We start from the raw sequence: 24,542 nt of genomic DNA, 5'->3' as shown, positions 1-24,542 counted from the left end.
TTCGCCCGCATCGACGGCCGATCGCGCGCCACCGCCGGGATTGGTCGGGCCTCTGGGTTAACCTCGGCTCGTGACATCGCTCAGCAGCATCGACGACTTGGTAGAAGAGCTGTATCTGCATCGTCGTCGCGCGTGGGAAGCCGCACTCGTCACCGCACAGAATTTTCTCGAGACCATCGCCGACGAGATACTCGAAGATGTCGACCGAGACAGACTCAATGCCCAGACCGCGCGGATCAAGGACCCTGGCAGATCTGCCGACAAACTCCGTCGATATCTGTCCGAGGGACGCATCAGCGAACCGCACGACGCCGACGCCGTGGCCGACGCACTGCCCGATCTGGTCGGCATCAAGGTGCTGTGCAAGACCCCACGGGACCAGCTCTCGTTCGTCACCGCACTCGAGCGCGCGTGTACCGATCCGAAATGCTCGGTGCGGTTCGCGCAGCCGCCCACCGACTACGTCTCGTTTCCCAAGCCGAGCGGATACCGGGCATATCACGCTGTGCTTGTCGTACGAGTGGCCACTCATCAGGGCGACCTCGACGTGAAGGTGGAGGTTCAGGTCAAGACGCGGCTGCAGGACGCGTGGGGCGAGCTGACCCACGAGGACATGTACAAGCCCGGTGAAGCACTCAAACCGACCAAGAAGCACACCGATTACGCCGCGCACATGGCGCACCTGCTCGATCAAGTCGACGCCATGGCCGACGATCTCGCCGCGCAGCTCGACTCGCTGACCGCCGCCTCGAAGGACGGCAGCGTGGTGGCACCCGACCCGATCCCCAAGGACCCCGACTTCATCCGGGCACGCGTCACGCGCACCGGCCCCCGCTACGCCCTGGCCGTCGGTCCGGACGGGCGCCGTGGGCTCGTCCCCGCACGGTCGGTCAAAGCCGTGATCGGCTCGACCGATCGCATCGCAGTCAACGATTACCTCGAGGTGGGCGACTACATCGACGTCGTCGTGGAGGACTCCGAGGACGCGCTGTACTACCACCTGACCTCGCAGCCGCCGCGGCGCACGCAAGGAAAGAAACGCAAGCGCTGACCGGCGTTTCTCAGGAAGATCTCACGTCGGTCCGGTAGACATGCCATCTCGTGACCACTACCGAGAAATCCCAGGTCGTCACCGACGGCGATAGCGTCGCCGCAACTACGACCGGCACACGTGCCATCGGCCGTCTGCGCAGGAGACTCCGGTCTCCCGATGTGATGGTCCCGACCGTCGCGTTCGTACTCCTTGCATCGCTGTACTCGACGATGTCCGTTCTCGGCCACCGTCAACTGCGCACATCGGGCTTCGACCTCGGAATATTCGTGCAGCAGGTCGCGTCGTACTCGCAGTTTCGGGCTCCGACCTCCGATCTGCTGGGCACCGGCTACAACACCCTCGGTGATCACTTCTCGCCGATCACGGCCCTGCTGGGTCCGGTGTATCGCGTCTTCCCTCATGCCGAGACGCTGCTCGTCGCTCAGGCGGTTCTGTTCGCGCTCGCGGTGATTCCGATCAGCCGGTTGGCGGTGCAGAAATTCGGCACTGTCGTCGGAACAGTGATTGCCGGCGCGTTCGGCCTGTCGTGGGGCGTACAAGCCGCGCTGAACTTCGACTTCCACGAAGTGGCCTTCGCGATGCCGTTACTGGCAATGTCCCTGGTGGCTCTCGTTCGCGAACGCTGGGTGCCCGCTCTGGCCTGGGCTCTTCCGCTGGTGTTCGTCAAAGAGGACATGGGTTTGACGGTCGTCGTCATCGGCGCACTGGTTGCCCTGTTCACCACCGGCCGCCCGCGCATCCTGGGCGCGATGACCGCGGTGTGGGGGCTGACCTGGGTGATAGTGACCGTCAAGGTGATCGTTCCCGCGCTGAGCTCCGACGACTCGTACGGCCAGGGCTCGAAATTGCCGCCCATCGGCGAAGGGATCGCCGATACCGCGCACGGGCTGGTTGCCGGAGACTCCCGGGCCGCGACGGCGTTTCTGCTGCTTGCCGTCACGGGGTTCTTCGCGCTGCGCTCTCCACTCCTGCTGGTCGCGGTACCGACGGTTGCCTGGCGTTTCCTCAGCGACAACACCAACTTCTGGAAACCGATCTACCACTACAACGCCATTCTGATGGTGATCGTCTTCGTCGCCCTGATCGACGCCTTGGCACGCAGCGAGCGCCACGCCCAGCTGACCGAACGAGGTCGACGAGCGATCGTCGCCTTCGTCGCTGCGTTCGCACTGGTGGCGCTACCGTTCCTGCCCATGTCGCGGATGGTGCACGCCGAGGAGTGGCGTGTCGATCCACAGGCAGCCACTGCCCGCGACATCTCGGCCTGGATCCCCGCCGGTGACCGCGTTGCGGCGTCGAACAACCTCGTGGCACAACTCGTCGCCGACCACGACGTCTCGGTGTTTCCGCAGCGACCGACCGACTCGACCGTCCCGGATTGGATCGTCGTCAACCGAGAACGGCCCGCGGGTTGGCCGACCGACGAACGCGGCGATCGGCAGGCGATCGACCGGGCACTGACCACCGGATACGACGTCGTCTACTCCGTGGACGGTATCGAGGTGCTGCACCGCAACTGAGCGGTCCCTACTAAGGTTTCGATCAGTTCGGGCATTTCGATACCACGGGGTTCTCGAACTCTCGACATTCGACCGATCACGACAGCTACGGCAAGGCAGGTACAGGACATCGACGCTCGAACCGGCGACCTCGGCACCACCCGAACAGCATCGAAGCGGTCACCGTGGAATCGGAAGAATCCGTACCGCGCGCAGGTGTCGAGCAACCGATTGCTGTCCGGTCCCACCTCTGCAAAAGAAGTACGACACTTCTCGATCGACCTCGGTGACAGCGGAATCACCTACGAGGCGGGAGACGGATTCGGCGTCAAACCCGTCAACGACGCCGCACTGGTCTCGGCCGTCATCGACCGTCTCGGTGTCCCCGCAGACACGGCCGTCCACACCAAGTCCGGAGAAATCAGCCTCGCCCAGGCACTGACCACCGAATACGAAATCGGCATACCGTCGATGGACCTGATAGAAGCCATCGCCGAGCGGGCCGGTGATGCCGAACTCGACCACGTGCTGCAGAACGGCGACCGGGCGTCGTTCGACGCGTGGACATGGGGACGCGACGTCGTCGACGTTCTCGACCTCGATCGGTCGGGTGCTCTCGACCCCGCTGAATTCCTGGGCCTGCTCCGTCCCCTGCAGCACCGCGTCTATTCGATCTCGTCGTCGCCGACAGCGCACGAGGGAAGCGTTCACCTCACCGTGTCGACCGTGAGATACCGATCGGCCGAGCGAGATCGCGGCGGGGTGTGCTCGACGTACTTGGCAGATCGTGTCGGCGACGCGCAGGAAGCGGGAGTGTTTCTCTCGGCCAACAAGTCGTTCCGACTTCCTTCCGACGACACTCCGATCATCATGATCGGTCCGGGCACCGGAGTAGCACCGTTCCGTGCGTTTCTGCAGGAACGTCGGGCTCGCGGTGCGTCGGGCCGAAACTGGCTGTTCTTCGGGGACCAACATCGAGCGAGCGACTTCCTTTACGAGGACGAACTCACGGACTTCGAGCGTGACGGTCTGTTGACCAGGCTGGATCTGGCGTTCTCGCGCGACCAGTTCGAGAAGATCTATGTACAGCACCGCATGCGCGAGGCCGGAAAACAGCTGTACGGCTGGCTCGAAGAAGGCGCACAGATCTACGTCTGCGGAGACGCGTCACGCATGGCGCAGGGAGTCGACGAGGCACTCCACGAGGTCGTCGCCGAACACGGTGGGCGCTCCTCCGACGCCGCGGAGGACTACGTGAACGACCTCAAGCGCGCCAAGCGCTATCTGCGCGACGTCTACTGACGGGCCGTTCTTGTCGGACCCCCTCGCTACCGTCACGGGCACAGCAATGAAGTTCTCGTCCGAGTAGAGGGTGTGCACCGTGAACGCAGTGCAGAACGACCATTTCGACTCCACCACCGCGCGTGCATGGGGCACGTTCACCGAGAATCTGCACGCGCACCTGCGGTCGCTGCCGATGCGGGACTACATCACTGTCACGGCCGCGCAAGCCAGCCCGGGCGAGCGCGGGCTCCGGCCGTACATCGACATCGCAGCAACTCGAGACGGGGCCCTGGTGTCGATCGCGTCGCTGCCCTCGCTGCTGTATCCAGAGGCACCCGAGTCGGTCACCCTCGACGTTCAGTTGCTCGACTTCGGGTGGCTTGACCGCGGCAAGCCCGTCGCAGACGGGTCGGTCATCGATCTCACGCGAACGGATTCGAGGGCCGACGCTGCTCTCGTCGCCGAGATGGTGACCCGGGCGTTCCGCGAGCTGTGGAACGTTCCCCATCCGTCGTTTCTCAGCGTGTGGGGCGTCGCCGCAGACGGAGCCGCCTCGGGGCCGATCGACCTCCAGCGCGGAATCGTCGGCGTCCGGTCCAGCTCTGCCGGGGACAGCCGTGTCGACTCGACACCGACCGATCCCCCGTTCGACATCACCGACGTTCCCGACGAACTGCGATCACTGCACACTCTGTGCCAATTGACCGGTCGAAAAGCCGACGCGCAAACAGTGCACTCGGTGTGCGTGGGGGCGGACATCGACGAACTCGGTCTACACGCGCTCGCCCTGCATCGCTCGGCTGCCGCACACTCGGACCGCAGCGCAGCCGAGGGAACAGGCACCTCGATCGCGGTGTGGACGGGACTGGCCCGAACCTGGCTGTTGGTTGCCCGCAGTATCGCAGCTGCAGCCGGATCGGACCGGCACGCCTGTCGCTGAACTGCTACAGAATCCTTCGCCGCAATCCGCTGGCCCGCAGGACCTGACGTTCGACTCCGGCTCGGATGGCCTCCTCGGTGCCGATCACCCGTACATGCGACCGCGCACGGGTGATCGCGGTGTAGAGCAACTCGCGAGTGAGCAGAGTCGATGCTTCGGCGGGCAACAGAACCGACACGGTGTCGTACTGACTTCCCTGGCTCCGGTGAATCGTCATCGCGTACACGGTCTGGACGGCAGAGAGGACGTTCGGGTGAATGAGAACGTGGCCGCGACCCCGCGCGAAAGCAGCCATCGGAGTTCCGTTCTCACCCGACACCACAACACCCGTGTCTCCGTTGTAGATTCGCGCTTCGTGATCGTTGGCCGTCACCAGCAGCGGCTGACCGGGGTACCAGTAGGCGGGGTCGAGGAAGGCCTTGTTCGCTTCTCCCACCCACTCGAGTGCCCGCCGATCCCACAGCGCAACGCCCCACCGCCCCTCACGGTGCGCGCACAGAAGTCGATGCTTCTCCAGTCCCAGCAGCGCCGCGGCGGCGTCACCGCGGGTTGCCGCCGCTGTGACCTCGGCGGCGGTGTCGACCACGTCGGCCCGCAATGCGTCGGTGTCCTCGGGTGCATGGAACGAGATCTGGTCGTCACCGGATTCGAGTAGTTTCATCACCTCGTCACCGCGGCCGTCTCGAACTGCGACGGCCAGACGGGCGATCGCGCCACCGAATCGTCGACCGCGGCTGAGCCGAACCACTCCGCCGCGCAACCTGTCTCGCTCGAACGCACTGAGCGCCGCCTCGTCCGGATCCTCGGCTGCGTCGAAATCCGCGTCGACCAGGTGCGCCAACACAGGGTTCTCGGTGCCAGTGACCGGCCGTGCGACGAGGTCGGCCAACACTGCTCCGGCGTCGACGGACGTCAACTGATCGGGATCGCCCACCAGTATCAACCGCGATTCCGGTCGCACTGCTTCGAGCAGCCGGCACATCATCGTCAACGACACCATCGACGTCTCGTCGACGACCACCACGTCGTACGGCAGTCGATTGTGGGAGTCATGACGAAACCTGGTCTTGCTGCCCGGTTTCCACCCGAGCAGGCGATGCAGAGTCATTGCTTTCAGTTCTGCCGGGAGACCCAGCAGTCCCGCTTGCTCGGCCACCGACTCCTGCAGACGAGCGGCAGCCTTGCCGGTGGGGGCGGCAAGACCGATTCTCACATCGCTGCCGTGTTCTCGAACCAACAGCGCCAGAATTCGAGCCACCGTGTGGGTCTTACCGGTGCCCGGCCCGCCCGCTATGACCGTGGTCCAGTGCGTCGCCGCGAGGGCTGCTGCAATCCGCTGTCGATCGGGAGGGGTGGTGGGTGCGCCGGATTCGTCGATGAACAATTCGGCCAACGCACGGTCGATCTTTGCACCGTCGACGACGGGGTGCGACTGCGATCGAGCGTCGAGTATGCCTCGAACTGTATTCTCCTGCAGGTGATATCGATCCAGGTACAGCAGTTCACCCAGGTCGGTGCGCACCAGCTTCAGCGGCGTCAGCGGCCCGTTGGCGCTGCCGAGCACGAGCGGGCTGACCGCCAACGCGTCGAGAACGTCGGACAGATCGGGCCAGGGAAGAAGGCTCAGATCCACGTCCGATTCCTCGTCCACCGTGACATCCCGCAGTCGCTGCAGGTCGAGACATATCGATCCGGATCGCACTGCGCGCACCGTCAGAGCCGTGGCGAGCAGCACCGGTTCGGAGGCTTCCCCGGCCAGGGCACCGAGCCGCAACGCCACGTGCACGTCGGCCGCTGTCAGTACACCGGCGTCGTTGAAGGACCGCAGAATTCCGCTGCCGCGCAGCGCCGTCGAGACACTCGTCATCGTTGTACCTTTCCGGCGAGTAGATCCGACAACTCGACCACCAGCGCCGCAGGCGGATCCCAGTCGAACACACCGCAGCCGGCCGGAGTCTGCGGCCCCACCATGCCGCGAACGAACAGGTACCGTACTCCGCCGAGATGCGTCTCCGGCCGGTAGTTCGGTTGCCGCCATCGCAAATACCTGTGCAACGCAACGGCATACAGAATGGCCTGCAGCGGATAGTGCGACCGCATCATCTCCTGCGCCATCTTCTCGCGCGTGAAATTGCCGGTCGTCAGATCGCCTCGGGCCAGGCGGTTGGTCTTGTAGTCGACCACGATGTAGCGAGGGCCGGGTACCCGAAGAACGGAGTCGATACTCCCGGTGAGAAAGCCGCGCAGTGGGGTGGCTTCCACTGCATCGAGCAGGTCGGCGTAGTCCGCGAGGACATCCGCCGGGTCGAGATGTCGACGCAGCAGCTGCGCAACCGATGTCAGAGTCACGCTCGAGTCCACCGGGTCGTCGCCTCCGGCCAAGGGCAGCTCGAAATCCAACTCGGCCAGGTGGTCGTTCGGCGCGATGTCGGCCAGCGTCCCGAAGCCCAGCGGTGTCTGCATCACCGGCAACAGAGCGGCTGCCAGAGCCGTCGGATCGACATCTGCCATCCGTGAGGCAACGGCAGCTCTGCAGCGCTGCTCGAGTTCGGACAGTAGATCGGCTGCGGAGGTATCGACGTGTTCGAGGGCCTCGTGCACCAGGGTTCCGAATGCGGCACCGGCCGGCATGCCGTTCATCGGCGACGCGATCCCGTCCACGGGCTCGTCCGGGTTCGCGCTTCCCAGCGGAGGTTCGACAGGCTCATCCGCTTTCTCGGGCCGCTCGGCCTCACTGGTCACCCCCACCTCCGGCTCGACGGGCGACGCATCGTGCGCGTGAGCCGTCAAGGCCGAGTAGGACGTTCGACGCCACAGCAAATCCAGAGCACGCCCGAAGCGAGCGGCAGTGACGTCGCGGTGTTCCTCCTCGGGTCGAACCCACTGCTGATCCGAGGGTGGTGTGGGGCCGACTGCCTCGATCGAGATCAGATCCGCTGACGGACCGACCCAGGATTGCACGCGGTTGGCGGTAGTGGCGTCGTCGAGCACCTTGTACGACGGCTCCGGCTGCGCAATCCCCGGAATGCGGCCGAACAGCATGCGGTGCAACGACGACGTAGCAGTGTTGCGTCCCGGTGCCCACCACAACACCACCTGGCACTGGGCTCTGGTGAGTCCCACGTACAGCAGCCGTAGTTCTTCTCCGGCTTCTTCACGATCGTTGACAAGCTTTCGTGCTGCGTAGCCGGCCCCGGAGGGACCGCCGACGTCCCGGATGCGGTGGCCGTCCTCGTGCAGCAGCAGGGTCGACGGTGAGCTGAAGTAGAGCGTGTCCCAGGCGTACGGAAGGTAGACGACGGGAAATTCCAGCCCCTTGCTCCCGTGCGTTGTCATGATCTGCACTGCCGCCGAGTCACTGTCGAGTCGGCGGCTGCGATCGGTGGACCCGCCGGCTGCCGGTTCCTTGATTCGATCGGTGAGCCACCGAGTGAGAGCGGTGATTCCGTACGATTCGGATACCGCTGCACGATTGAGTAGTTGGGCGATGTGCCGCAGGTCGGTCATCGTGCGCTCCCCCGCCTCGACCGCGAGCAACCGAGCATCGAGACCCGACTGCGCCGACACCCGCTCGAACACTGCCGCGAAACCCGCCTCGTCGAACAGCACGGAGTACTCACGCAGCCGGCTGCTCACCTGCGACAGAGCGTCCTCGGCTCCGGAATCGAGTTGGGCGGCAGTCCAACCGAGCAAAGGTGTCAGGGCTGCGAGTCTGACGCGGTCGGTGCGGTGCGGTTGTTCGATCGCTTGCAGTAGCCACAACCAGTGTCGAGCACTGTCGGTGCCGAAGACGCTGGTGCTGCTCGACACCACCGACGGCACACCCACTGCGTCGAGCGCATCTCGAATCAGCGCAACCTGTTTGGTCGTGCGAGTCAACACCGCAATGTCCCGCGGTTCGACCGTCCTCGGCCCGTCAGGCCGGTCCATGACGGCGTTCCCGGACAGGAGCGTCACGATCTCGGCCGCCACATCTGCAGCCACCCGAGAGCGAAGTCGATCCACCGCCGGGAATCCCGAACGTAACGGCCCTGCTCCGGTGCGCGGGAGATAGCGCAGCCGCAGCGGAGGATGTCCTGCCATGCGCGAGAACGGGTTCCGCGCTTCGACGCGATGGACGACGATGTCGTCGTGTCCGAGGGCGGCACCTCCGTAGAGGTGGTCCAACGCGTCGAGGAGCCCGGAGTCGCTACGCCAGTTCGCCGTCAGCTCGTACAGATGATCGGCCGACTGCACCGCATCCAGATAACTCAGCACTTCGGCACCGCGGAAAGCGTAGATGGCCTGCTTCGGATCTCCGACGAGGATCAATGTCGTGTAGCCGTGAAAGGCCCGGCGCAGGATGTCCCACTGCATGGGGTCGGTGTCCTGGAATTCGTCGATCAACACGACACGGAACCGGTCTCGCACGCGCGCGCATGCTGCCTCCCCGTGCACGGGATCGGACAACACCGAGTGCAGCAATCCGAGTAGATCGTTGTAGTCGCGGATGCCGAGAAGACGTTTGCGACGCTCGACCTCACGGCGGGCCTCCCGAGCGAACTGCACCCGCAGGGCGGCTTCCCGGTTGCCGTCGTCACCGTCGAGGTCGTCGATGTCGGGATACAGGATCGACTGTTGATCTCCGACGGCAGCCGCGGCCAGTTGTTGGGCGTCGCGTCGCCCGAACGGTGGTGCCTCGTCGTCGCCGCTGAACATCTGCAGATACAGATCGTCGACCACCTGCTCGAGCAGATCCGACACCGACTCGACGAACGTGGATTCGGGTTCGCGCTCACCCGCGATACCCAGCCCGTCGAGCATGCGTTGACAGAAGCTGTGCGTGGTGACGATCGTCCCGGCGTCGAAGTCCGACAGCGCTTTACGCAGTCGCCGGCGCCGCTTGTCCACTTCGTCGTCGTCTGCCGCGGCGAGAAAGGCGACGAGGGGGTCGCGAGCACCACGCGCAGAGTCCGGATCACCGAGGTCTCGGGCGATCGACGCGAACCGGCTGCGGGTGCGATCGCGCAGTTCCTGGGTCGCGGCCCGACTGAACGTCACCAGCAGAAGATCCGAGATTTCGGCCAGTCCTTCGGCGATGTACCGCGCCGCGAGTCCGACGATCGCGTACGTCTTGCCCGTTCCTGCACTGGCCTCGAGCACGGTCGTCCCGGTCGGCATCGGACCCAGTAGGTCGAATCCGCGTGCGGCGGTCATGCGCTCCCCATGTTCTCTGCGGCCAGCAATGGATCCCACAACCGGCGGGAGAGAACTCCGAAGCGGCTCTGCTCGTTCGCGGGGTCGGTCTCGTCGTCGAGAGGGCTCGGATCGAGCAACGTTCCGAACGAGAGCGTCGGGCCGTGCACGTATCGCAACGATCGGTCGGTGCCGTCACCGAAATCGCCGCGCCACGCCCAACCGGCAGATTCGTATCCGTCCTCGATCGATCCGCCGCCGAACCGCTTCTCCGCGTAGGCAGCTGCCGTACCGGTCGAGATCGGCAGCGGCGCAATCAATCCGCGATCCCGCAGGTTTACCACGTCACGGAGTACCGCGAGGGGATTCGGAGGGGTCGTCAGGCGGGACCGGCGAGGCGGACGCATTCCGCTGGCGCGCCCGATGGTGACCGCGCTCCACTCCCCCGGCTCGGACGCTGCCACCGCCAGCAGACGCACCCACGCCGCGAGCCTGTGCTTGGCCGCCAGCCGTGAATAGGACGAACGCACGAGTGTCCGGTCGTGAATGCCGGTGACGGTACCGGTCAGACGTCGCCCATCACCGAGATCGACCACGATGTCGGTGGTCTCGGCCGGGCCTTCGTGAAACGGCGCGGCCGCGTCGGCGATGATTCCGACGACTCGGCGGATGTCGGACATCTCGCGTCGACCTTGATGAAACGGAGGCAACGTGCCGCGCCGCCACTCGGCGTCGGCGAATTCGCCGATGTCCGTGCCGGCCAGCACCGCTGCCAACATCCGATCGCCGATGTTCCACCGAGCCAACGGATCCAGTTCGATGTCGAGACTGTCCGCCAGATCGTCTTCGAGCTCGGGAACTCGAAACCCGAGACGTTGACGCAGAAACGCCTGAACCGGATTCTCCACGAACGCGATCACGTCGGCGAGTTCCACGTCGCCCGAATTCGCTGGGGGCAATGCATCTGGCAAGAACAACGGCACCGGTACGGACGGCCGCTGCTGAGACACTGCGCCTGCCAACGCCACCGTGTCGAAGCTGAACGGGTGTCGGGCCTCGAAATTGCGAGGATCGAAGGGCTGCAGTGGATGCCGGTGTTCGACGCTACGGCCGGCGGTCACGTCGAGGACGTCCATCAACTCGCGCAGTGGGATCGCGGGCGGCTTGGTCGATCCGTCGACGGGGTCGGCACCGGTGTAGAAGAGCAGTAGCTTTTCTTCGGCGGACATCACGGCGTCGAGCAGTAGCTGTCGGTCCTCGCTGCGGATGTCGCGTTCGCCGACGGCCGGGTCGCGTGCGAGGACGTCGTCTCCGTCGAGGCTGCCGACGCGGGGGAACACCTCGTCGTCGAGACCGAGAAGGATTACGACGCGGTGCGGGACCGATCGCATCGGCACCATCGTGCACACGGTGAGCTCTCCGGTGCGAAAGTTCGCTCGGGTGGGGCGGCCGGTGAGCCGGCCACCGAGCATGGCGCGCACGTCCGCCAGCCGCAGCTCGGCGGTGTCGCCGTGCTCGGTGGCCTCGGCGATCTCGCGATGCGCTTGAGCCAGTTGCCATTCGTCGGCGGTGGGCACGTCGGCAAGTAGATCGAGGGTGCGGCCGAGCTGCCGCGTCCATTCGGTCACCGGGGCGCGCCCGGACAGCGCCCGTAGTACCGAGGCGAGCCGGTCGACCAGCTCGGCGAATCGGCCCGCGAGCCCGATGTCGTTACTGTCCACGTCGTCGAGGGGCAGCGCGAGGTCGAGATAGTCGTTCCCACTCTCGTCCGCCGCTACCCCGAGGAGGATACGGTCGAGTGCGGACTTGAAGGTGTTCTGCCGAAAGTTGTTCAAACCGAAGGATTCTCGTTGTCGTACCGTCAAACCCCAGCGGGCTCCGGACGTGGCAACCCATTCGCGGAGGCGTTCGAGGTCGTCGTCGGTGAACGAGAACTTCTGCCGCACAGGGCCGCTCGCCGCGAAATCGAGTAGTTCGCTGGCCGTCACTCGCCCCTCGGAGAAGTCGAGCACCGTAGCCACCACATCCAGTACCGGATTGGTGCGACGCAGGCCCCGATCGGCGAGCCGGACCCGCAGTCGATGACCGGGATGCACCAATGTGGCCTGGCCGAAATTGGCACGGATCAGCGGCGCATAGGTCTCGACGTCCGGGCACATGACGAGCACGTCACGGGGTTCGAGAGTCGGGTCGTCGGTGAACAGATGCAGTAGAGACTCGCGCAGCACCTCGACCTGGCGGGCAGGCCCATGACATGCGTGAATCTGCACGGTGCCGTCGGCGAGCGCTGGATCGCCGACCGTCGTTGCGTGAGAGGGCACTTCGTCGCCGGCGATGTCGGATTGGATCGTTCCGAGCAAGGTCCGCGTTGGTCCGGGCCCTTCGTGGTGCACGGTGTGATCGGCGATCGAGCCGATGGTTGCCTGCAGTTCCCGCACGTCGCGCGACAGACTCGCCAGCAGCGGGTGCTCGACGGCCAGGGCGGTCACGTCGTCGCGCCGTCGGGTGGCCGCCGGGACGTCGGCGAGTGTGGACCACATCGACGGGCTGGGGTGTGGGATCCAGATGTGGACGTCGCGGTGGTGCGCGAGTGCGTGCAGGATGTCGAGCTGGTCGGCGGTCAGCCGAGTCGGACCGAACACCGATAACCTGGACGGTAGGTCCACCGCGTTCGGTTCCGATCGCAGTGTCGAACACGTATCGGGAAGGCGCTCGGCGGGACTCGGACTGCCGATCCGCTCGCGCACCAGGCTCCATATCCGCGGTTGCCACGTCAGGTCGTCGTCCAGTTCCTGGCCGAGCCCGTCGGTGAATCGTCCGGCGCGCCAGTCGCGCAGCATCTGGGGTCGCTGAGATCCGTAGGCGCGGAACAGCTCCGCGATGTGCGCGGCCGTCGACCAGCGGCGCCCTACCCGATGATCGTCAGACCCCGATCCCAGATGCTTGGAGAGCACCGCGGCCCACGGTTCGGTGCGGCAGTCGTCGATCACCGACAGCGCGGTCCACAGCACTCGATTGTGCGACCACGGGTCGTCGTCGGGATCGATGCCGTCGACCTCGGCGATGGTGCGCGCGACCAATCTCGCCGGGCTCGGGAACTCGATGTTCGCGGCTATTCCATCACCGTCCGGAGTCCCGAGGACGCTCGACAGACGCTGGGTGAGCCACCGCTCGACACCTCTTGCCGGCACCGACACGATTTCGGGCACGAAGGCATCGGGCAGCGGCTCGGACAGTACATCGGCGAGGGCTGCAGCGAGCGTTCCTGCACGTTCGGCGCGGTGGAGCGTCAACACGGTCGAAGTCCCCTGCCTGCTCGTCTGAGAACGCCCGAATTCGGACTGGTGACGACCCTACTCGAGCCACCGACAAGTTCTGTCCGGTGAGTCGAGCCCTCGGCACCGGTCCGTATATGCAGAACCCGACAGCAACGGAGGAGAACGGCATGTTCAGATACATTTTCGCGGTCGTGGCGGTCCGGGATATCGATATCGCGAACGCCTGGTACGAGAAGTTGTTCGACCGCCGGGCGGACAACAATCCGATGTCGACACTGGTGGAGTGGCAGGCCGCTCCCGGAGCATGGGTGCAGGTGACCGTGGATTCCGAGCGTGCAGGCTCGTCGCTGTTCAATGTGGCGGTCGACGACCTCGAATCGTTCGTGTCGGCGGCCCACTCGCGCGGAATCGACTTCGCCGACATCGTCGAAGCCAACAAGGGCGTTCGGCTGTCCACGGCCACGGATCTCGACGGCAATTCCATCACCGCTATCGGCGGTTTTCGCGAGCACTACTGAGCCGGGGCGTGCCGTCTCGGCTCGAGGTGTAACGACGCTCGCACGCGGTGCGACATGGTGGAAGGAAATGCGACCGCCCGGTTCGGAAGAACGTGGGGTTGCTCCCGTCTCGCGGACACCCTTCGCCGCGAGGCCGACACCCCGTGACCCGAGGACGATCCGACATGACCAGTGCCTACCCACCACCGTTCCAGCGCCCCGCACCCGAGCCAGCTCCTTCTCGCCGACCCCTCGTCGGCAAGATTTTCGCCTGGGCGGCAATCATTTTCGGCGCGATCTTCTTGATCGGAGCCATAATCTCGTTCGAGTTCGGTGCGGTACTCGTCGGCGCATCGATGCTCGCTTCGGGCGTCGCGTACCTTCGGTTGTCCCCCGAGCGTGGACGCAAGGGTTGGGCCGTTCCGGCGATCGCTGTTCTTCCGGCATTGATCGTCATGGGACTGACGGGATCGACCGAACCCGAGAAGGTGGCCGTCACCCCGGTCGCGGCCGTGCCCGCGCTACCCACCGTGACGACGACCTCCGCACATCCGACGACCACCACACCGGCACCGACCACGACAACCACGGCCGCACCCACAACAGAGCCCGTCGCCGCGATCGTGGAAATACCGACGACGTCGGAGTACATCCCCGATCCCGAGCCCGTCTACATTCCCGAACCTGTCTACATCCCGGAGCCGGTGTACACACCCGAGCCCGTCTACACCGTTCCCGCGCCGTTGGCAGCGGTGCCGGAGAGCGCCTACTACGCAAACTGCTCCGCGGTGCGTGCAGCAGGCGCAGCCCCTATCTACGCCGGCGACCCGGGCTACAGCAGCAAACTCGACCGCGACGGGGACGGGGTCGGCTGCGAGAACTAATTCACCATCCGCCGTGTCAGCTCGGCAGCCTCGCGGGAGTATGCGACCAGCATGACGAGGTCGACGGATGGCCGCGCTGCCTTGACGGCAACGACCTGTTGGGTGATGGCGTCGTGCATCGGCCAACCGTAAGACCCAGCTGAAATGAGCGGAAACGCAATGGATTTCAGATTCATCGACGCCGCCAGCGCCAGGCTGCGCAGGTAGCACAGGCGTAGTAGTTCGGATCTGTCTTCGTTCTTCGAATAGCGCGGGCCGACGGTGTGGATCACGCATTCGGCGCGCAACCTGCCTGCGGTGGTGGCCACAGCGGCACCGGTGTCGAGGCCGTGGGGCAAGGTGGTGGCCCGCAATGCCTTGCATTCCGCGAGGATCGTGGGGCCTCCGGCCCGATGCAGCGCGCCGTCCACCCCGCCACCGCCGAGGAGTCGGGTGTTGGCCGCATTGACGATCGCGTCTGCGGCCACCTCGGTGATATCACCATGCACTACGTCGATGATCGTCATGCGTCGTCCATTTTCTCGGCGATCGCGATGGCGATGCGATCGAGGTCGTCGGCGCGCAGCCCCGGGTAGCCGTGGACCAGCTCGCGCCACTGCGTCGGGACCGCAGACGCACCCCACCGTGCGCCGAGAAGTCCGCCTGCGATCGCGGCGGTGGTATCGGTGTCCCCGCCCGCTCGAACACACAATTCGAGTGCGGCGGGAAGGGGCAGCGATGCGTCTGCCGCGCGATGTATCGCCCACCAGGCCGTTTGGAGCGCGTGCACGACCCAACCGTTCTTCGGGAAGTCGGTCGGCTCGCCCTCCCGAGCGCTGCCGAGCAGCGGCTGCCAGAAGTCCCGGACATCGGGTTCTTCGTGGCGCAGGAAGTCGGCGATACCGTCGTACGTTCCGTGTAGCACCGCGTGCCGGATCGCGTGCGACCACAGTTGACATGCCTGACCGGCACGAGGATCGGAGTGGGTCAGCGCGCTGATCCGCTCCGCAGCAGCCCGGCATCCGGTCACGTCGTCGAGATAGGCCAGCGCGACGGGCGCGGTCCGCATCAACGAGCCGTTTCCACCGGTCCGGCCGGTCAGCGACGCCGCGACCGCGGCCATCTCCGATCCGGTGCTCGCTCTCTGCGACAGCACTTTCCGGGTCTGATTGCCGACGTCGGGAGGATTCACCGCGAACCAGGCGCGGAAGTTCGCTGCCACCTCGTCGACGTCTCCGCCGATCTCGAGAGCGCTCGCAACGCAGAGTGCCATCGACGTGTCATCGGTCCATTCCCCCGGGGCCCAGTCGAACGCGCCGCCCCCGATCATCGCAATAGCGGTCTCCGGCGTCGGATATCCGAATTCGTACCCCGCGCCCAACGCATCGCCCACTGCAGTGCCGAGCAGTACCCCACGCGCCCGATCCCGCTGATTGTCGGTCAAATTCATTCACTACCCCTTAGATCGTTGTTGATCTAACAATAGATCAGACTTGCGCTAAGCTGCAACCCATGACGTGGACGGACCGAGACGGCAAGGCTCTGACCGATTACCCGCGCCCTTCGGTTGCGGTCGATGTCGCGGTCCTGACGGTCCGTGAACAGCAGCTACAGGTCGTTGTCGTGCCCTCGGAGCGGGGCCTCGCACTTCCCGGAACGTTTCTGCGCCCGTCGGAAACCCTGACCGAAGCCGCCGAACGCGCACTCGAGTCCAAGGCGAACATCGTCGATCTGCAGTTCCACCAACTCAAGCTCTTCGACGAGCCCGGCCGCGACGACCGCGGTTGGGTGCTGTCGATGGCGCACGGCGCAGCAACACCGAGTCGATCACTGCCTGCGACAGCCGAATCGGTCGCCATCGACGGTGTGGTGCCGGGCTCGACGCTGGCGTTCGATCACAGCGAGATGGTCACCGAGGCAGTGCTGGACCTCCGAGCTCGCTACGCGCGAGAGATCGACCCTGCCGGATTTCTGGATTCCACCTTCACGCTCCTCGAACTGCGATCGCTGTACGAAATCGTCTTCGATCGCGCGTTCTCCAAAGACACGTTTCGCCGCCACGTCATCACCGCGCTCGAGGGAACGAGCACGACGACGACGGCAGGTGGCGGTCGCCCGGCCGAGCTGTACCGCCGGGCACCCGAGGCTGCACTGGCCGCTTCCGCGGACTCGTTCCTTCGCGGCTAGAGGCGTCGCGCGACGAAACCGGACATGCCAGCGGATAAGCTGCGAGCCATGGGATCGAAGCGGCCTGCCAACCGCGGACAGAAACGTGCAGAAAAGACCAAGGCCCGGCAACGGCGTCACCAGCAATCCCGGCCGGCACCGACCGGTGTCGTATCCGAGCGGATCAGCGATCTGATCGACGGTTTCGTCGAGTGGCTCGACGAGAGCGAGATGTCGGAGCAGGCCGAGGCAATCTCACGGTTGGTGTCGTCGACACTGACCCAGTTGTCCGGTGCGCGCCACGGGTTCTCCCCCAGCGCGTGGATTCCCGCCGATGCGCACCTGCTGGTGGATGCTGCAGAACGCATTCTGCAGGAGGAATCGGAGACAGCCGAGGACACGGCAGTGAACCTCGTTCTGACGTCACTGCAGTATTTGACATTCCTCGACGAGACCGATCTGTGGGACGGCAGCCCCGAGGACTACGCACACTGCATGGAAGACCTCTCCGACTTCCTCGAGGGCGACGAGCCCGACATGCTCGACGCAGACGACATCGATCTGCCGAACGTCTCGCTCGACCAGGAGCTTGCGGCCATTTCGGCTCTGCCGCTGTTGCCTGCGCTCGATGACATCGTTGCTCGCGTCGCCGACGGACTGGCAGTGTCGGACGACGTCCATCTACGCACCGCCGTCGGCCCGGCTCCACTCGACCCCGCCGGACTCACCGAGTCCTCGGACGTTGCAGCCGTCGATTACTGGTCGACGGCCATCGCGACCGAACTGGTCCGGATCGACGGCCACACGGCCAAGCTCGGCGACAACGCCCCCTCTCTGGCCAAGCGTGAGGCGGAGACCGTTCATGAGCTGGTTGCCGAACACGTCCGCGTGCAGCTGTCCGGAGACGCCGACGACCCCGACGTGTCCCGTTCGCTGGCCAACACGTTCGCGGTGCAGACCCTGCTGGCCGCGATGACCGACGAGCTGCCTCTGAACAACGAGGGCGAGGACTACGCCGATCTGGAGGGTGAGGACCTGCGGACGGCGCAGCTGATCGACCATCGGGTTCGATCTCTGATCGAGCAAGGCATTCTCGTGCGAATCGAAGAGGTCCTGGCGGTTCCACATGCGCTGCGTCCCGCTGTTCTGGACGGGGTGGCCGAGGCGCACCCTTTCGGGGCGCTGGACGAGGAGACGCACGAGCCGCTCGAGGACTCGGCGTCGTCGTGAACGCACTCGCGCGCGCCGAGACTCTGTCGGTGCTCGCCGCTAGTGTGACCGACGCCGCGTTATCTCAGCGCGATTCGGGTAAGGAGCCGACATGAGCGATTCACTCGAGTTCGACTTCGACGTCGACTCGGCATGGATGCACTTCCAGCGCCGGCTCGGCGAGTACGTCAGCGCCATGCGCGACGGTGACGCCTTGGTGATCGAGTCTCGATACGACAGCACGGACGGCGTTCCCGACACCGCGGCCTGCGTCCAGTTCTACGCCTGGGATCTCGACATGGTTCGCTGCGAGCTGCCCGCCAACGAGCACCTACACAGTAGTCGCGCCATCACCGACGCTCAGCGAGAAGCACTGAACGCGTTGGGCTTTCGAACGTCTCGGGATTCCGAGCCGACGCCACCCCACGTCGACCGCAATCGCTCGTGGTCCGATGATCTGGCGAAGAAGACGGTCGCGGTGTTCCGTGACATCTGGGGCCTGCCGCACCCGTCTTTTCTGAGTTCGCGGGCCACCGGACGCTACGACGTGCCGAGCTTCGAGGCCAGCACCGAACCCGTCTCGGCAGTCGTTCCACTGTGCGTGCAGCCGAAAGGCAAGGACCACCTGCAGCAACTGGTCGATCGTGCACTCGAACCCTGGTTCGGCTTTCCGCCCGATCACGACCCCGACGGCGACATTCCTCTGCGATTCGTCAACGGCACCGCATACGTCACGGTCAAATCCACCGAGCCGGTCGTCGAGATCAACTCGACGTTGGTGCACGCGGTCACCGGTCGCACCCGCGCGGCCGAGTTGCTGGTCGATCTCAACGTGCAGCTTCCGGATGTGATGTTGCATCTCGTCCAGGACTGCATTGTGGCCCAGGTACGTGTCAGCGGATCACCGTTCGTGGCCGATCACCTGCTGTGGGCGGTCCGGATGCTCTCGCACGTGTGGGAGCAGGTCGACGACAAGTTCGCCGAGGACTTCGGGGGCAGGCTCGGCGAACCGACCCCTCCGGTCCTCGAAGGTGACGACTTCCCGGACGGTCTGCTCGCGTTGATTGAGCTGATCGCGGATTCGCCCGATGCTGTCGAGCCACGCACCGTCCTCGAGTGCTGCTCTTCGGACCGTGACGTGGTCGTGTCGTATCTCCGCATCAGCGCCGAGCAGGAGGCATCGTGGCGCGGCATGGCGGTAGCCGCGGACCTGGGCGACGAACACTGCGATGTGGACGAGGCGGATCGCGAGGCCGCGAACTGGGGCAGCGCAGTGGCTGCCCTGCGGGAGGTGCTGCGGAGCACCCCCGAACAGGTCACTCCTGTGGTCGATCCGTCGGCGATCCAATTGCAGCTATTCGAGACCGACGAAGTCGCGGAGGTGTCCGACGAGCGTTCGGACGATCAGTAGCGCCATCCGAACAGCAAAGTTTCGACGGGCTTCCCTTTCATGTTAACTGGGGTTACATTAACTCCATGTTCGCATCACGTTTGGAGAAGCCATGACACTGACGACCGGCACCACGTCCGTTTCGGTGGACATCGACGCCACGGATGAGCAGCAGTACAACGAAACACTCACGTTGCTGTCCGAGGGTTCGGTGCACAAACACTTCGATCCTTACGTCGACATCGACTGGGAGTCCGAGAAGTTCGCGGTTCCCGCCAATGATCCCCGCTGGGTACTGCCCGCCAAGACCGACCCTATCGGGGGCCATGACTGGTACAAGTCCCTGCCGCTGGACCGGCAGATCGAGATCGGCATGTGGCGTCAGGCCAATGTCGCCAAGGTCGGCCTGCAGTTCGAGAACATTCTGATCCGCGGCATGATGCAGTACGTATTCTCGCTGCCCAACGGTTCGGCCGAGGCGCGCTACTGCACCCACGAATCCATCGAAGAGTGCAACCACACCCTGATGTTCCAGGAGATGGTCAATCGGGTGGGTTCCGACGCTCCCGGCATGAGTCGACCGATGAAGATGCTCTCGCCGTTCATCCCCCTGTTCGCGACGCTGCTACCCGAATTGTTCTTCGTCGGCGTCCTCGCAGGCGAGGAACCCATCGACCACATCCAGAAGTCGGTGCTTCGCTCCGGCGAAGAGATCCATCCGATCATGCAGAGCGTGATGGCCATTCACGTGGCCGAGGAGGCTCGCCACATCTCCTTCGCGCACCAGCTCCTGCGTCGTCGTGTGCCCAAGATGTCCAAGATCGGACGCTTCCTGCTGTCGCTGGCCTTCCCCGTCACGATGCGCATTCTGTGCGACGTCATCGTCATCCCGCCGAAGAAATTCTGGACGAAGTTCGACATTCCGAAGAGCGTCAAGAAGGACCTCTTCTGGGGAACCGAGCAGTCGCAGCACGCTCTGCAGGACTACTTCGGTGATGTGCGCATGCTGGCCACCGATACCGGAATGATGAACCGGGCGGCTCGCCTGATGTGGAAGCTGTGCGGAATCGACGGCAAGGCATCACGTTTCCGTAGTGAGCCGGACCGCAGCTCCAGCCAGTTCGCCGCATAGCCCTCTCGACACCCCACGCGCCAGTTATCCGTACAGCAGCGCCCGCCGTCAGGAACCCCACATGCCCCACGTCGTCACCCAATCATGTTGCAGCGACGCGTCATGCGTCTACGCGTGCCCCGTCAACTGCATACACCCCACCCCCGACGAGCCGGACTTCCTGACGGCGGAAATGCTGCACATCGACCCGCAGTCGTGTGTCGACTGTGGTGCCTGTGTGTCGGCCTGCCCGGTGGACGCCATCGTTCCCAAGGCCAAACTGACCGAGGCTCAACTTCCATTCCTGACGATCAACGCCGACTTCTACAAGCAGGAGCGGCCGCCACGGCCGATTCTGGCTCCGGTCACGCCGGCCGCCTCGGTGTCGAGAGATCGCCAACCGCTCCGGGTGGCGATCGTCGGGTCCGGACCGTCAGCGATGTACGCGGCCGACGAGCTGCTCACGCAGCCGGGGGTCAGCGTCGATGTCTACGATCGGCTTCCGCAACCGCACGGTCTGGCACGCCTGGGCGTTGCACCCGACCACCAGAAGACGCGTCAAGTGTCACGGCTGTTCGAAACCATCTCGGCGCAAGAGGGATTCACCTATCACCTCGGCGTCGAGGTAGGAAAAGACGTGACGCACGACGAGTTGATGGACACCCATCACGCCGTGATCTATGCGGTCGGAGCGTCGTCGGATCGCGAACTCGGTATCCCCGGAGCCGAACTGCCCGGGCGCACGTCGGCGACCGACTTCGTCGCCTGGTACAACGGCCATCCCGATCACGCTCACCGCACGTTCGATCTGTCACACGAACGAGCGGTCGTCATCGGCAACGGCAACGTCGCACTCGACGTGGCCCGGATCCTGACCATGGACCCCGACGCACTCGCCGCGACCGACATCGCCCCCCACGCCTTGGAAGCGCTGCGCCACAGTGCCATTCGAGAGGTGATGGTCGTCGGTCGGCGCGGCGTGGCGCAATCCGCATTCACGGTGCCCGAATTCGCGGGACTGCTGACCGTCCCCGATATCGATCTCACCGTCGACCGCAGCGAGCTCGCACTGGATCCGGTGACGGTACGACTGGCCGGCACCAACGACCTGCCTCACGCCGTCGCCCAGAAGCTGCAACTGCTGCGGCACGTCGACGAGTCACCCGAGCACATCGACGGCCGAAAGCGCGTCACGCTGCGCTACCTGCTCTCCCCCACTCGAATCCTGGGCACGGATCGGGTCACCGGGGTCGAGTTCGAGCGCATGGGTCTGACCGCCGACACCGACGATGTGGTGCGCAGTACCGCCACCGGCGAGATCGAAACGATCGACGCCGGCCTCGTCCTCACCTCCATCGGATACCGCGGCGTCGCGCTGCCGGGAATTCCGTTCGATCACGCAGTCGGCATCATCCCCAACCTCGGCGGCCGCGTCCTCGAGGAAGTGGGCGGATCCCCGTCGACCGGTACGTACGTCACCGGGTGGATCAAGAGAGGACCTTCGGGCTTCATCGGCACCAACAAGTCGTGTGCTCAGGAGACCGTCGGACATCTGGTCGACGACTTCAACGCAGGCCGCCTGACCGATCCGATCGATCTGCCGAGCGCATGGACGGCGAGCTCGGGTCGAGGGTCGCTGCGTCGCTCGAAAGACAAATTGCTGGCACTGCGCCGATCCTGACCGCTCGGGTCCGACACCCCACCCGGCCGGGATCAATGCGACTGTCAGTCGTTCTGAGTGCAACAAAGCCACATTCATCCGGTCCGGGCGTGAGGTTGAAGCGACGACCATCGGGGTAGATTGGGGTGTATCGGCCACCGATTCGCGGCGGGCCAACACCTCGAGGAGACCGAGATGCCGGGCCTGCGTCGCATCACAACCACAGCCGCTGTCCCATTTGTCGGAATTGCCATGGCGCTCGCGTGCGCCGCACCGGCGCAGGCTCTGCCCACACCGGGCGATCTGGCAGATGTGCCGGCGCGGACGTCGATCTCGTACGAACACGTCCCGACGGGTACGTACGTCGGCAGCGCAGAGGACAATTCGGCGCGCCCGGGGTTGTCGACGGTCAAGCTCTACATGGCCGACTACGTCGTGCGCTTCGGAGACGGTTCGCCGCGAGATCGCGACCTGGCCGCACGCATGGTCCAGGTCAGTGACGACGGTGCCGCCTCGGTACTCGACAACAAATATCCCCAGGCCATCGATTCGACGGCAACGGAGTTCGGACTCACCTCTACCTCGCGGGGCGGTTTCTGGGGCAGTTCCTACACCAGCACAGCCGACACCGTGCGATTCCTGGCGGCGAAGAAGCGAACAGACCCCGCCAGCCCGGTCCTCGGCTGGATGAACTCCGCCGCACCGGTTGCAGCCGACGGAACCGTGCAGGACTGGGGCACCCAGCAACTACCCGGCGTGACCGGTAGCAAATGGGGATGGGCCGACGACGGATCGAGCGTGGTTGCGTCCACGTCGATCGGTGACGAGTTCGTCGTGGCTTCCAACACGTATGGACCGCGCCGCTCACAGACCGACGACGTCCTGGCAGCGCTGGGCGGCGTCGAGTTGACGGCACCGCCGCTGCTTCTCCTGTACCGAACCTTCCCGTGATTCCCGGCCTGCCGTCGGTGGAAGAACTGCTGCTGATGCTCGCTCCTCGCTGACATGTTCGAATAACTTGTCGGACCCCTCCCCTACTCTGCGATTCACCGAAAAGTTCGGGGACCACACCGGGGGACGTGGAGGGGACGACGATGAGTCGTATCGATCTGGACAGCTTTCAAAATTTTCACCGCACCGGTCAAATCCGGCCGGACGCGGATCCGGTTCGCCTCGTCGAAATGGGCCTCGACTACGCCACTCGAGGGTCAGGGTGGAAGGCGTACGTTCGGCTGGTTGCAGACCGTCTCGCGAAATTCGAGTACACGCCCGAGGTCGATCCTGCGTACGCCGTATCAGCACGGATACTCGACCACTCTGTCGACAGGTTGTTCGAGATCGGTTGGCAGCCGGCCGAACTCGCGCACGCTACTCGAAAGATGGTCGGGGGCGCGGCCGGGATGCTCGTGGTGGAGGCGATCGCCACCCATGCGGGGCGTTCCTCTGCCCTCACCAACGCACCCGATTCCTGGCGAGAGCAACTGATCGATCTGAAAATCGATTCCACCGCAGGCGTGTCCGTCGACCGTCTCCGGAGGTGGTGTGCGAGGCCTCGGGTCTCCACGTCCGACTCCTGGAACACGGTGTTGACCGTCCTCGGTCATACGACCTCACTGGGTTCACTCGACAAGCTGGTTCCCATTCCGTCGCAGTGGTCGTCGGTTCGATCCTCGCCCGCACCGTCATCGGCCCGCAAGAGTGGCGTCTCGGATTCCAAGATGCTGGGCAAGATCCGGGGGTTACTGGCAAAGGCGGAGTCCACCCAGTTTCCAGCCGAGGCCGAGGCGTTTTCGGCGAAGGCTCAAGATCTCATGACCCGCTATGCCATCGACCATGCGCTGCTCGAGTCCGACAACCCGCGCGGTTCGATCGGCGACGTAACCACCCGCCGCATCTTGGTCGACAGTCCGTACTCGGAGGCCAAGTCTCTTCTCCTGCACAGTGTTTGCGAAGCAAATGGTGCCCGAACCCTGTGGTACAAGCGATTCGCTCTGGTCAACATCGTCGGGCTCGAAGTCGATCTGGATTTGTGCGAGCTGCTGTTCACATCGCTACTCGTGCAGTCTTCTCGCGCACTCGACGAACTCGCCGAATCACCGGAAGCCCGAGGTCGCAGCTTCAGAAAATCTTTTCTGATCGCGTACGCCCACCGTATCGGCCAGCGCTTGCTGGAAGCTCGGGAGCGAGCTACAAAGGCGGCGTCGGAGCATCACGGTAGCGCCTTGCTGCCGATCTTGGCCGAGCGCAGCGATGCCGTGAACAAGGCATTCACGGCCATGTATCCGTCGACAACGGAGGTGCGTATCGAGGCACGCGATCATGCGGGTCGACGTGCAGGCCGTGCCGCCGCCGAACGCGCCGACCTTACCGGTGGGCGCGAACGTATCGACAAATCAGATCTGGCCTCGTAGTGCGC

General features: G+C 64.8%; 17 protein-coding genes and 1 pseudogene. 13 read left to right on the top strand and 5 right to left on the bottom strand.

What is annotated here, in order from left to right; translation table 11 throughout:
* Positions 1–70: 70 nt before the first annotated feature.
* The 4 genes and pseudogenes from J1M81_RS07095 (at position 71) to J1M81_RS07080 (ending at position 4,777) form a co-directional block, all read left to right on the top strand.
* The gene (locus tag J1M81_RS07095; RefSeq protein WP_027497694.1) at positions 71–1,051 is read left to right on the top strand and encodes a GTP pyrophosphokinase family protein; all 981 of its coding nucleotides are present in this window, start codon (positions 71–73) and stop codon (positions 1,049–1,051) included.
* Between the two features lie 50 nt (positions 1,052–1,101).
* Positions 1,102–2,574: a DUF2079 domain-containing protein gene (locus J1M81_RS07090; RefSeq protein ID WP_196250948.1), complete on the top strand. Its 1,473-nt coding sequence runs from the start codon at positions 1,102–1,104 to the stop codon at positions 2,572–2,574.
* Positions 2,575–2,685: 111 nt separating this feature from the next.
* Positions 2,686–3,855, top strand: a pseudogene (locus tag J1M81_RS07085) (sulfite reductase subunit alpha); the annotation flags it as partial.
* A gap of 79 nt (positions 3,856–3,934) precedes the next feature.
* Positions 3,935–4,777 carry a hypothetical protein gene (locus J1M81_RS07080; RefSeq protein ID WP_052061242.1) on the top strand — a complete coding sequence of 281 codons (843 nt, stop codon included), beginning with the start codon at positions 3,935–3,937 and terminating at the stop codon, positions 4,775–4,777.
* A gap of 4 nt (positions 4,778–4,781) precedes the next feature.
* On the opposite strand, the gene recD is transcribed toward J1M81_RS07080, so the two are convergent.
* From recD to recC, 3 genes are read right to left on the bottom strand one after another with little or no spacing between them, the layout of a single operon-like run.
* Positions 4,782–6,644 carry an exodeoxyribonuclease V subunit alpha gene (gene recD / locus J1M81_RS07075; RefSeq protein WP_206497820.1) on the bottom strand — a complete coding sequence of 621 codons (1,863 nt, stop codon included), beginning with the start codon at positions 6,642–6,644 and terminating at the stop codon, positions 4,782–4,784.
* Positions 6,641–9,973, bottom strand: coding sequence for a UvrD-helicase domain-containing protein (locus J1M81_RS07070; RefSeq protein ID WP_206497819.1), 3,333 nt, complete (start codon positions 9,971–9,973; stop codon positions 6,641–6,643). The genes recD and J1M81_RS07070 overlap by 4 nt, the downstream gene beginning before the upstream one ends.
* Entirely contained in the window at positions 9,970–13,248 is a 3,279-nt protein-coding gene (recC, locus tag J1M81_RS07065) for an exodeoxyribonuclease V subunit gamma (protein WP_206497818.1), read from the bottom strand. Before recC ends, J1M81_RS07070 begins: the two co-directional genes overlap by 4 nt.
* A gap of 149 nt (positions 13,249–13,397) precedes the next feature.
* On the opposite strand from recC, the gene J1M81_RS07060 reads away from it, so the two are divergent.
* A complete protein-coding gene (locus tag J1M81_RS07060) occupies positions 13,398–13,748 on the top strand; it encodes a VOC family protein (RefSeq protein WP_204858662.1) in 351 nt (116 codons plus the stop codon).
* A gap of 164 nt (positions 13,749–13,912) precedes the next feature.
* Positions 13,913–14,611, top strand: coding sequence for an excalibur calcium-binding domain-containing protein (locus J1M81_RS07055; RefSeq protein ID WP_206497817.1), 699 nt, complete (start codon positions 13,913–13,915; stop codon positions 14,609–14,611).
* Here J1M81_RS07055 and J1M81_RS07050 read toward each other — a convergent pair.
* Entirely contained in the window at positions 14,608–15,117 is a 510-nt protein-coding gene (locus tag J1M81_RS07050) for an O-acetyl-ADP-ribose deacetylase (RefSeq protein WP_167329407.1), read from the bottom strand. The two genes, J1M81_RS07055 and J1M81_RS07050, sit on opposite strands and share 4 nt — an antisense overlap.
* A complete protein-coding gene (locus J1M81_RS07045) occupies positions 15,114–16,040 on the bottom strand; it encodes an ADP-ribosylglycohydrolase family protein (protein WP_206497816.1) in 927 nt (308 codons plus the stop codon). Before J1M81_RS07045 ends, J1M81_RS07050 begins: the two co-directional genes overlap by 4 nt.
* 62 nt (positions 16,041–16,102) lie before the next feature.
* Between J1M81_RS07045 and J1M81_RS07040 the strand changes: the two genes are divergently transcribed.
* The 7 genes from J1M81_RS07040 to J1M81_RS07010 all read left to right on the top strand — a co-directional run bounded on the left by J1M81_RS07040 (position 16,103) and on the right by J1M81_RS07010 (position 24,537).
* Positions 16,103–16,777 (top strand): NUDIX hydrolase, encoded by a 675-nt coding sequence (locus tag J1M81_RS07040; RefSeq protein ID WP_206497815.1) that lies wholly within the window; start codon positions 16,103–16,105, stop codon positions 16,775–16,777.
* A 48-nt stretch (positions 16,778–16,825) separates the two neighbouring features.
* Positions 16,826–17,986, top strand: coding sequence for a hypothetical protein (locus J1M81_RS07035; RefSeq protein WP_241257717.1), 1,161 nt, complete (start codon positions 16,826–16,828; stop codon positions 17,984–17,986).
* 91 nt (positions 17,987–18,077) lie between these two features.
* Entirely contained in the window at positions 18,078–19,376 is a 1,299-nt protein-coding gene (locus J1M81_RS07030; protein ID WP_051365202.1) for a hypothetical protein, read from the top strand.
* 91 nt (positions 19,377–19,467) lie between these two features.
* On the top strand, positions 19,468–20,487 hold the full coding sequence (locus J1M81_RS07025) for a diiron oxygenase (RefSeq protein ID WP_032364396.1): 1,020 nt from the start codon (positions 19,468–19,470) through the stop codon (positions 20,485–20,487).
* A 61-nt stretch (positions 20,488–20,548) separates the two neighbouring features.
* Positions 20,549–22,147 carry an FAD-dependent oxidoreductase gene (locus J1M81_RS07020; protein WP_206497814.1) on the top strand — a complete coding sequence of 533 codons (1,599 nt, stop codon included), beginning with the start codon at positions 20,549–20,551 and terminating at the stop codon, positions 22,145–22,147.
* 174 nt (positions 22,148–22,321) lie between these two features.
* On the top strand, positions 22,322–23,077 hold the full coding sequence (locus J1M81_RS07015; protein ID WP_206497813.1) for a hypothetical protein: 756 nt from the start codon (positions 22,322–22,324) through the stop codon (positions 23,075–23,077).
* A gap of 143 nt (positions 23,078–23,220) precedes the next feature.
* Positions 23,221–24,537, top strand: a complete 1,317-nt coding sequence (locus tag J1M81_RS07010) for a DUF2786 domain-containing protein (RefSeq protein ID WP_206497812.1) — start codon at positions 23,221–23,223, stop codon at positions 24,535–24,537.
* Positions 24,538–24,542: the final 5 nt, after the last annotated feature.

Origin of the sequence: Rhodococcus sp. KRD175, assembly GCF_017168275.1 — a bacterium.
GTDB lineage: Bacteria > Actinomycetota > Actinomycetes > Mycobacteriales > Mycobacteriaceae > Rhodococcoides > Rhodococcoides fascians.
The sequence above is the reverse complement of the archived record's forward strand: the minus strand, read 5'-3'. Positions and strand labels throughout refer to the sequence as shown.